Consider the following 8249-nt stretch of genomic DNA (forward strand, 5'->3'; position numbering starts at 1 on the left):
CGCATGACCGTCATCGCGCCTCGCGCGGTCGAGACGGCGGAGCGGATGCCGGCGACCCCGGCATCCGTCCCCCGCCGTCGCCGACGGAGCCCCGGAGCCTCGGCCTGGTGGGCGCTGGTGTTCCTCGGCCCCACCGCCGTGGGCATCGCCGTCTTCTACCTCTGGCCGACCGTCCGCACGCTCATCATCTCGTTCACGAAGTCCGGCCCGTTCGGCGGGGCCGAGTGGGTCGGCCTCGACAACTACACGCGCCTGTTCCAGGACCCCGAGCTGATCGGAGCGCTGCGCAACACCGCGATCTACACCGTCATCGCTCTGATCGGCATCCCGCTCGCGGTGGGCATCGCCGCGCTGCTGAACACCACGGGGCTCAAGGGGCGCAGCGCCTATCGCACGCTGTACTTCATCCCCGTGGTCACCATGCCCGCCGCGATCGCGCTCGTCTGGCGAATGATCTACAACGGTGACTACGGCGTGCTGAATGCCGCGCTCGCCGCCGTCGGCATCGAGGGGCGCAGCTGGCTCACCGATCCGAACACCGCCCTGATCGCAATCGCGGTCGTCGGCATCTGGGCAGGACTCGGCACGAACATCGTCATCTTCCTGGCCGGGCTCCAGGGCATCCCCGACACGATCATGGAGGCGGCAGACCTCGATGGAGCAGGGCCCGTGCGCAAGTTCTTCTCCATCACGATCCCGCTGCTCTCGCCGTCGATCTTCTTCGTCAGCGTGATCAGCGTGATCGGGGCGCTGCAGGTGTTCGACCTCATCTACATGATGCTCGGACGAAGCAACCCCGCGATGCCGAACACCCGCACCGTCGTCTATCTCTTCTACGAGGCGGGCTTCCTCGATAACGACCGTGGCTACGCGGCCGCCGTGGCGTTCCTGCTGCTGGTGATCATCCTGATCCTCACGATCGTGCAGTTCCGTCTGCAGAAGAAGTGGGTGCACTATGAGTGACGTCTCGCTCGACACACGCGCCATCGTGGGCGCGAAGCCCGCGCGCTCCGGGGCGGGGAAGCCCACGAACCGCGGTCTCTGGATCGTGCACCTCGTGCTCGCTCTCGGTGCCGTGCTGATGGTCTTCCCGTTCGTCTGGCAGCTGCTCACCTCGTTCAAGACGCTGTCGGACTCGGTGCAGGTGCCGCCGTCGTTCCTGCCGCGCGAATGGGTGTTCACCAACTTCGCCGAGGTGTTCGACTCGATGCCGTTCGCGCAGATGTTCCTCAACTCGGTGTGGCTCACGGTCGGGCGCACGGTGGGACAGGTGGTGCTCTGCACCATGGCGGGCTACGCGTTCGCGCGCATCCCCTTCCCCGGTCGCAACGCCCTGTTCGTGGTGTTCCTCTCGGTGCTGATGGTGCCGTCGCAGCTGTACCTGCTGCCGCAGTACGAGATCATCCAGTCGCTCGGCTGGCTCAACACCCTGCAGGCGCTCATCGTGCCCGGCATCTTCAGCGCCTTCGGCACCTTCCTGATGCGGCAGTTCTTCATGTCGATGCCCGCCGAGCTCGAGGAGGCCGCCCGCATCGACGGCGCGAATCCATGGCAGACCTTCTGGCGCATCATGGTTCCGCTCGCGAAGCCTGGCATCATCGCACTTGTGGTGTTCACTGTGCTGTGGTCCTGGAACGATCTGCTCTGGCCGTTGATCGTGACGACCGATCCCGCCAAGATGCCGCTGTCCGTGGGCCTGTCGCAGCTGGTCGGCATCCACGGCACGGACTACCCGGTGCTGATGGCGGGCGCGCTGCTGGCGACACTGCCCATGCTGGTGACCTTCATGGTGCTGCAGCGGCAGTTCATCCAGGGCATCGCGTTCAGCGGATCGAAGGGCTGAGGCATGGCGAAGAGCGAGCATCAGGTCCCGCGTCGTCCGACCCTCAGGATGGTCGCCGAGCGGGCAGGAGTGTCGACGGCGACGGTGTCGTACGTGTTCTCCGGCCGCTCGGGCGCGAACGGGGCCGGCGTCGCCGAAGCCACGGCGGCGCGGGTGCTGGCGGCCGCCGAGGAGCTGAACTATCGGCCGAACAGCGCGGCGCGGGCGATCCGCACCGGACGCAGTGGCATGGTGCAGCTCTCTCTGCACATGCTGAGCGACCCCTGGTCCCTGGCCGTGGCCGATGCCGTGAATGCCGAGGCGAACAGGCACGGGCTCACCACGCTGATCCTCGCGGACGGCGACTGGCACGCGGCCCTCGACCGGGTCGAGAGCGACGTGGCATACCTCGACGGTGTTGGGCTCGACGACGCGGCGCGGAAGAACCTCGCCGACCTCGTGCGCCGCGGACAGCGCCTCGTGGTGTTCTCCGAGCATCTGGACCCGGACGGCTTCGACGTCATCCGCTCCGATGCGATCCCCGGCTGTGAGATCGCGATGGATCATCTGCTGGAGACGTACACCGCGATCGGGTGCATCGCCGCGGACGGGGCGGTGCGGCTCGCCCACGAGCAGGTGACCCGCTACACGCCGTATGTCGAGAAGCTCGCCGCCGCCGGCATCGTGCCCGACCCTGCGTGGACGGTGACCTACGCCGACACCCAGGCGAGTGCCTTCACCGCTGCGGTCGAGCTGCTGTCCGGCGAGAACCGGCCGAACGCCGTGTACGCCACGACCGACTTCGCCGCGATCGCCACGATCAACGCCGCGCACATGCTCGGCCTCCGCGTGCCGCACGATGTCGCGGTGGTGGGTGTCGGCAACACCCCGGACGCCCGCCTGATCGCTCCCACCCTCACCACCGTCGGCCCGACCGACTTCTACGAGCGGCAGGCGCGCATCATCGTCGACCGCGCGCTCGAGACCGACCCGGCACCCGGGCGCCTGCACGAGTTCGCATGGACGCTCTTCCCCGGCGGATCGACCGACCTCGACGCCCCCGCACCGCGGGCCCGTTGACCTCGGCGTCCCGCACAGACTCATCACACAAGAAGGACCATCGTGGATCTCCAGATCGGCATCATCGGCTTCGGCGCGCGCTCGACCCTTCAGGAAGAGGTGCATCGGCCCGGCCACGGCTCGCGCATCACCGCCGTGTGCGACCTCGCCCCGCGTGCCCGGGAGGACGCCCGCCTGCTCGTGCCCGACGCGCTCATCACCGATTCGCTCGACGAACTGCTCGCCTCGGGCGTCGACGCCGTCATGGTGCTCACCCCGGACGACACGCACGCCGCGCTCAGCATCCGGGCTCTCGAAGCGGGGGTTCCCGTCTTCTGCGAGAAGCCTCTCGCGATCGATCTCGCCGACGCAGACCGGATGCTCGAGACCGCACGCCGCACCGGTACCGGCCTCTACATCGGCCATAACATGCGTCACATGCCGGTGATCACGCTGATGCGAGGGCTGATCCAGAGCGGACGCATCGGGCAGGTCAAAGCCGTGTGGGTGCGGCACTTCGTCGGACACGGCGGCGACTTCTACTTCAAGGACTGGCACGCCGACCGTCGCCGCACCACGGGACTGCTGCTGCAGAAGGGCGCCCACGACATCGACATCATCCACTGGCTCGCCGGTGCGTACAGCGAGCGAGTCTCGGCGATGGGCGCGCTGAGCGTGTACGGCGACATCACCGATCGGCGTGACCGTACCGGGGAGCGGATGCCGGACTGGTTCAGCATGGACAACTGGCCGCCGACCGCGCTCACGGGACTGCACCCGGTGGTCGACGTCGAGGACATCTCGATGGTGAACATGCAGCTGGAGGGCGGCATCTTCGCGTCGTACCAGCAGTGCCACTTCACTCCCGACTACTGGCGCAACTACACCGTGATCGGCACCGAGGGGCGCATCGAGAACTTCGGCGACGTGGCCGGCAGTGAGGTCAAGCTGTGGAATCGGCGTCATGCCGGGGCAGCGGCGGCCGACGAGACCTTCATCGTCCCGGAGGTGCCAGACGCGGGTCACGACGGTGCGGACGCCCTGCTCGTCGCGGAGTTCCTGCGCTTCGTGCGCCACGGGGGTCTCACCGAGACGTCGCCCGTCGCGGCGCGCGAGGCCGTGGCTGCCGGCATCCTCGCGACCGCCTCGCTGCGTGGCGACGGCTCCGCGATCGAGGTCCCGCCGCTGGACCCCGAGCTCGTCGCCTACTTCGAACGCGGGCAGGTCGAGGCCGCGCTGGTCTGACCCGGCCTTTCGAATCGCGCAAATGGTCGTATCCGCGGCTCGGATCGAACCATTTGCGCGATTCGAAACCCCGGGGGGTTCGCCGCCTCCCAGCGTCTTCACAATCCTGAAATGTACAAACGTACATGTACGGATGTCCAAGGGGGCGGGATGAGGCACGGGGAGCGTCGGCGACGTGACCCTGAGGCGCGCCGTCGTGAGATCGTGACCGCGACCGCCGAGCTCATCGTCGAGGTGGGCGCCGATGCCGTCACGCACCGCATGGTCGCCGCGCGCGCCGAAGTGCCGCTCGGGGCGACGACCCAGTACTTCGACACACTCGACGACCTCAGAGCCGCTGCGTTCCGTGCACTCGCGGAGGAGGTCGATGCCCGCCTCGATGGAGTGCGTCAGACCATCGCCGAGCGCGGCGACACCCCCGACGTGATCGCCGCCCTGGTGTTCGAGAGCATGGACGACCACCATGCCGTGCAGGCCGACCGGGCCGTGGTCACCGCGGCCGTGCACGACCCCCGCCTGCGCGATCTCGCCCGTCACCTGTCGGACCGCCTCGTCGAACTCCTGACGCCGACCTATGGCGAAGACCGCGCCAGAGCAGCGATGATCTTCATCGACGGCGTCATGTGGAGCATGCAGATCCGCGACGACCGCCTCACCCAGTCCTTCATCGAGTCCGCACTGGCGCGGATCCTCGGAGACGACGTCTCCCCACCCTCCGCAGCGACAGCCACACCCTGACACCGAGGAAACCGCCTTGTCGAAACTCGCCATCCTGAGCCTCAAGAACCGCGCGCTCATCGCCCTCATCACCATCGTCGCGGCGGTGTTCGGAGGGCTCGCACTCACGAACCTCAAGCAGGAGCTCATCCCCTCGCTGGAGCTGCCGGCGCTCGTGGTCATGACGACCTACCCCGGTGCATCGCCCGAGGTCGTCGAGAACGACGTGTCCACCCCGGTGGAAGCGGCCATCCAGGGCGTGCCCGGTCTGGAGTCGACGACGGCGACGAGCACGACCAATGCGTCGATCGTGCAGGCGATGTTCTCCTACGGCACGAACCTCGCCACGGCCGAGCAGAAGATCCAGCAGGCGATCAACCGCATCTCCTCGCAGCTTCCGGAGGATGTGACCCCGCAGGTGCTGTCGGTCTCGATCGACGACTTCCCCGTGATCCAGGTGGCCGTCACCGGATTCGAGGATGCGGACAACGCGCAGGCCCAGCTCGAATCCGTCGCGATCCCCGAGCTCGAAGACGTCGACGGCGTCAACGCAGCCGAGATCGTGGGCGGGGTCGGCCAGCGCATCAGCATCACGCCCGACGTGGCGAAGCTCGCTGCTGCCGGCCAGAGCACCTCGGCGATCAACGACGCACTCGACCAGAACGGCACGCTGTTCCCCGGTGGCGACATCACCGAGAACGGGCAGACCCTGACGGTGCAGACGGGCGCGAAGATCACCTCGGTCGAGGAGATCGCGGCGCTTCCGCTGGTCGGTTCCGACGTCACCATCGGCGATGTCGCGACGGTCGTGCAGGAGTCCGACCCCGTCACCTCCATCTCGCGTGTCGACGGCAAGGATGCGCTGTCGATCTCCATCACCAAGCTCCCGGCGGCGAACACCGTCGAGGTGTCCAACGGCGTGATCGCCGCACTCGACACGATCGGCGATGCCTTCCCCGACGCCCAGTTCACGGTGATCTTCGACCAGGCGCCGTTCATCGTGCAGTCGATCGAGACGCTCGCCACCGAGGGAATGCTCGGCCTGGTGTTCGCGGTGCTCGTGATCCTCGTGTTCCTGATGTCGGTGCGCTCCACCCTCGTCACCGCGATCTCCATCCCCACCAGCGTGCTCATCACGTTCATCGGTCTGCAGGCGTTCGGCTACTCGCTCAACGTGCTCACGCTCGGTGCGCTCACGATCGCGATCGGTCGAGTGGTCGACGACTCCATCGTCGTGATCGAGAACATCAAACGTCACTACGTGGGCGATGCCGACAAGGGTGATGCGATCCGCCTCGCCGTGCGCGAGGTCGCCATGGCGATCACGGCGTCGACCATCACGACCGTGGCGGTGTTCCTGCCGATCGTCTTCGTCGGCGACATGGTCGGCGAGCTGTTCCGGCCGTTCGCGATGACCGTGACGATCGCGATGGTCGCCTCGCTCCTGGTCGCACTGACGATCGTGCCGGTGCTCGCGTACTGGTTCCTCAAGCCCGGCAAGCCGTTGCTCGACGAGCACGGCGATGCGATCGACCCCGAGCACCCGGATGCCCCGCCGACCCGGCTGCAGCGGCAGTACCGTCCGATCCTGGACTGGACGCTCAAGCACTCCGGCCTCACGGTGATCCTCGCAGTCGTCGTGCTCGGCGCGACGCTCGCGGCAGCACCGCTGATGAAGGTGAACTTCCTCGGCGACTCCGGTCAGAACACCATGACGATCACGCAGGACCTCGGCCCGACGGCGAGCCTGCAGGCCAAGTCAGATGCGGCAGTGGCGGTCGAAGACGCCCTGCTCGACATCGACGGCATCGAGCACGTACAGGCCTCGATCGGCACCAGCGGCTCCGCCCTCAGCGATGCATTCTCGGGCGGTGCGGGCGTCACGTACTCGGTGCTCACCGACTCGAACGCCGACCAGGAGAAGCTCCGCGCCGATGTGCAGGACGCGATCGATGGCCTGGGCGACGACGTCGGCGATGTGGCGGTCTCGGCCTCTGCCGGCTTCGGATCGAGCGACATCGAGATCACGGTCAGCGCATCGAACTCGGACGACCTCCAGACGGCCACCACCGCGCTGGTCGAGGAACTCGACGGCAAGGACGGCGTCGGACAGGTGAGCGACAACCTCGCCGCGTCGCTGCCGTACATCGCCGTCGTGGTCGACCGGGAAGCCGCCGCGCAACGTGGACTCTCCGAGGTCGCGGTCGGTGCCATCGTCTCGGGCACCATGCGCCCGCAGCAGGCCGGATCCGTCGAGATCGACGACACCGCGCTGACGGTCTACATCGTGACTCCGAACCCGCCGACCACGGTCGACGCGCTCAAGCAGCTGACCATCCCGACGCCGACCGGCATCGTCCAGCTGCAGGACATCGCGACCGTCGAGCAGCAGAACGGACCCACCTCGATCACCACCGAGCAGGGCCGTCGTACTGCGACCATCACCGTGCCGCCGGCGTCCGACAACCTCGCCACGGCCACGCAGTCGGTGAACACCGCGCTCGCGGCGGTCGACCTGCCCGACGGTGCATCCGCCGAGGTGGGCGGTGTCGCGTCCCAGCAGGCCGACTCGTTCTCGCAGCTGGGACTCGCGATGCTCGCGGCCATCCTGATCGTCTACGTGGTCATGGTCGCGACGTTCAAGTCGCTGCGCCAGCCGCTGCTGCTGCTCGTCTCGGTGCCGTTCGCGGCGACCGGTGCGATCCTGCTGCAGATCATCACGGGTGTGCCGCTCGGCGTCGCATCGCTGATCGGCGTGCTGATGCTCATCGGCATCGTGGTGACGAACGCGATCGTGCTCGTCGACCTCGTGAACCAGTACCGGGAGAAGGGGCTGTCGACGATCGAGGCGGTCAAGGCCGGTGGCGAGAAGCGTCTGCGCCCGATCCTCATGACAGCGCTCGCGACGATCCTGGCTCTGACTCCGATGGCGCTCGGCATCACCGGCCACGGCGGCTTCATCTCGCAGCCGCTCGCGATCGTCGTGATCGGCGGTCTGATCTCGTCGACCGTGCTGACGCTGATCGTGCTGCCGACGCTCTACAACCTCGTCGAGGGTGCCAAGGAGCGGCGTGCTGCCCGCAAGGCAGGTGGTTCCGATGCCGGTGCGGCGCCCGCTCCGGATGCTCCGGCCGGTCCCGCAGCACCTGCCGCAGCGACGGGCCCCGGTTCCCCGGTGCTGATCGACGCGTCCGGCCTGCCGCACGCGCCGCAGCTCACCCGCCGCGAGCTGCGGGAGCGCGGGGAGTAGGTCGCGCCTCCTGGCCCGCCCGGCCGAAACGGAGACCATGTGTGCCGGCCTCGGCGAGTCCTCATCCGACTCGCCGGGGCCGCGCCATTCGGTCTCCGTTTTCGCGGAGGAGAAAGGCGTGGGTTGGGCGCGGGGGCTGGGGGCTATGAGGGTGCG

Annotated in this window: 6 protein-coding genes; all 6 read left to right on the forward strand. The window is 67.9% G+C overall.

Annotated features, from left to right (window positions below):
- Nucleotides 1–3 precede the first annotated feature (3 nt).
- Nucleotides 4–963, forward strand: coding sequence for a carbohydrate ABC transporter permease (locus RN51_RS03160; protein WP_045262585.1), 960 nt, complete (start codon nt 4–6; stop codon nt 961–963).
- The gene (locus RN51_RS03165; protein ID WP_082066313.1) at nt 956–1843 is read left to right on the forward strand and encodes a carbohydrate ABC transporter permease; all 888 of its coding nucleotides are present in this window, start codon (nt 956–958) and stop codon (nt 1841–1843) included. The genes RN51_RS03160 and RN51_RS03165 overlap by 8 nt, the downstream gene beginning before the upstream one ends.
- A gap of 3 nt (nt 1844–1846) precedes the next feature.
- Nucleotides 1847–2902 carry a LacI family DNA-binding transcriptional regulator gene (locus tag RN51_RS03170; protein WP_045262586.1) on the forward strand — a complete coding sequence of 352 codons (1056 nt, stop codon included), beginning with the start codon at nt 1847–1849 and terminating at the stop codon, nt 2900–2902.
- 42 nt (nt 2903–2944) lie between these two features.
- Nucleotides 2945–4126 (forward strand): Gfo/Idh/MocA family protein, encoded by a 1182-nt coding sequence (locus RN51_RS03175; protein WP_197073170.1) that lies wholly within the window; start codon nt 2945–2947, stop codon nt 4124–4126.
- A 150-nt stretch (nt 4127–4276) separates the two neighbouring features.
- The gene (locus RN51_RS03180) at nt 4277–4864 is read left to right on the forward strand and encodes a TetR/AcrR family transcriptional regulator (RefSeq protein ID WP_045262588.1); all 588 of its coding nucleotides are present in this window, start codon (nt 4277–4279) and stop codon (nt 4862–4864) included.
- 16 nt (nt 4865–4880) lie between these two features.
- Nucleotides 4881–8093: an efflux RND transporter permease subunit gene (locus RN51_RS03185; protein ID WP_045262589.1), complete on the forward strand. Its 3213-nt coding sequence runs from the start codon at nt 4881–4883 to the stop codon at nt 8091–8093.
- Nucleotides 8094–8249 lie beyond the last annotated feature (156 nt).

This window comes from Microbacterium oxydans (genome assembly GCF_000956405.1).
GTDB classification, from domain to species: Bacteria; Actinomycetota; Actinomycetes; order Actinomycetales; family Microbacteriaceae; genus Microbacterium; species Microbacterium oxydans_C.

Excerpts from the sequence above, each read along its gene's own strand:
- RN51_RS03160 (WP_045262585.1), top strand. The coding sequence starts at position 4 with ATGACCGTCATCGCGCCTCGCGCGGTCGAGACGGCGGAGCGGATGCCG.
- RN51_RS03165 (WP_082066313.1), top strand. The coding sequence starts at position 956 with ATGAGTGACGTCTCGCTCGACACACGCGCCATCGTGGGCGCGAAGCCC.
- RN51_RS03170 (WP_045262586.1), top strand. The coding sequence starts at position 1,847 with ATGGCGAAGAGCGAGCATCAGGTCCCGCGTCGTCCGACCCTCAGGATG.
- RN51_RS03180 (WP_045262588.1), top strand. The coding sequence starts at position 4,277 with ATGAGGCACGGGGAGCGTCGGCGACGTGACCCTGAGGCGCGCCGTCGT.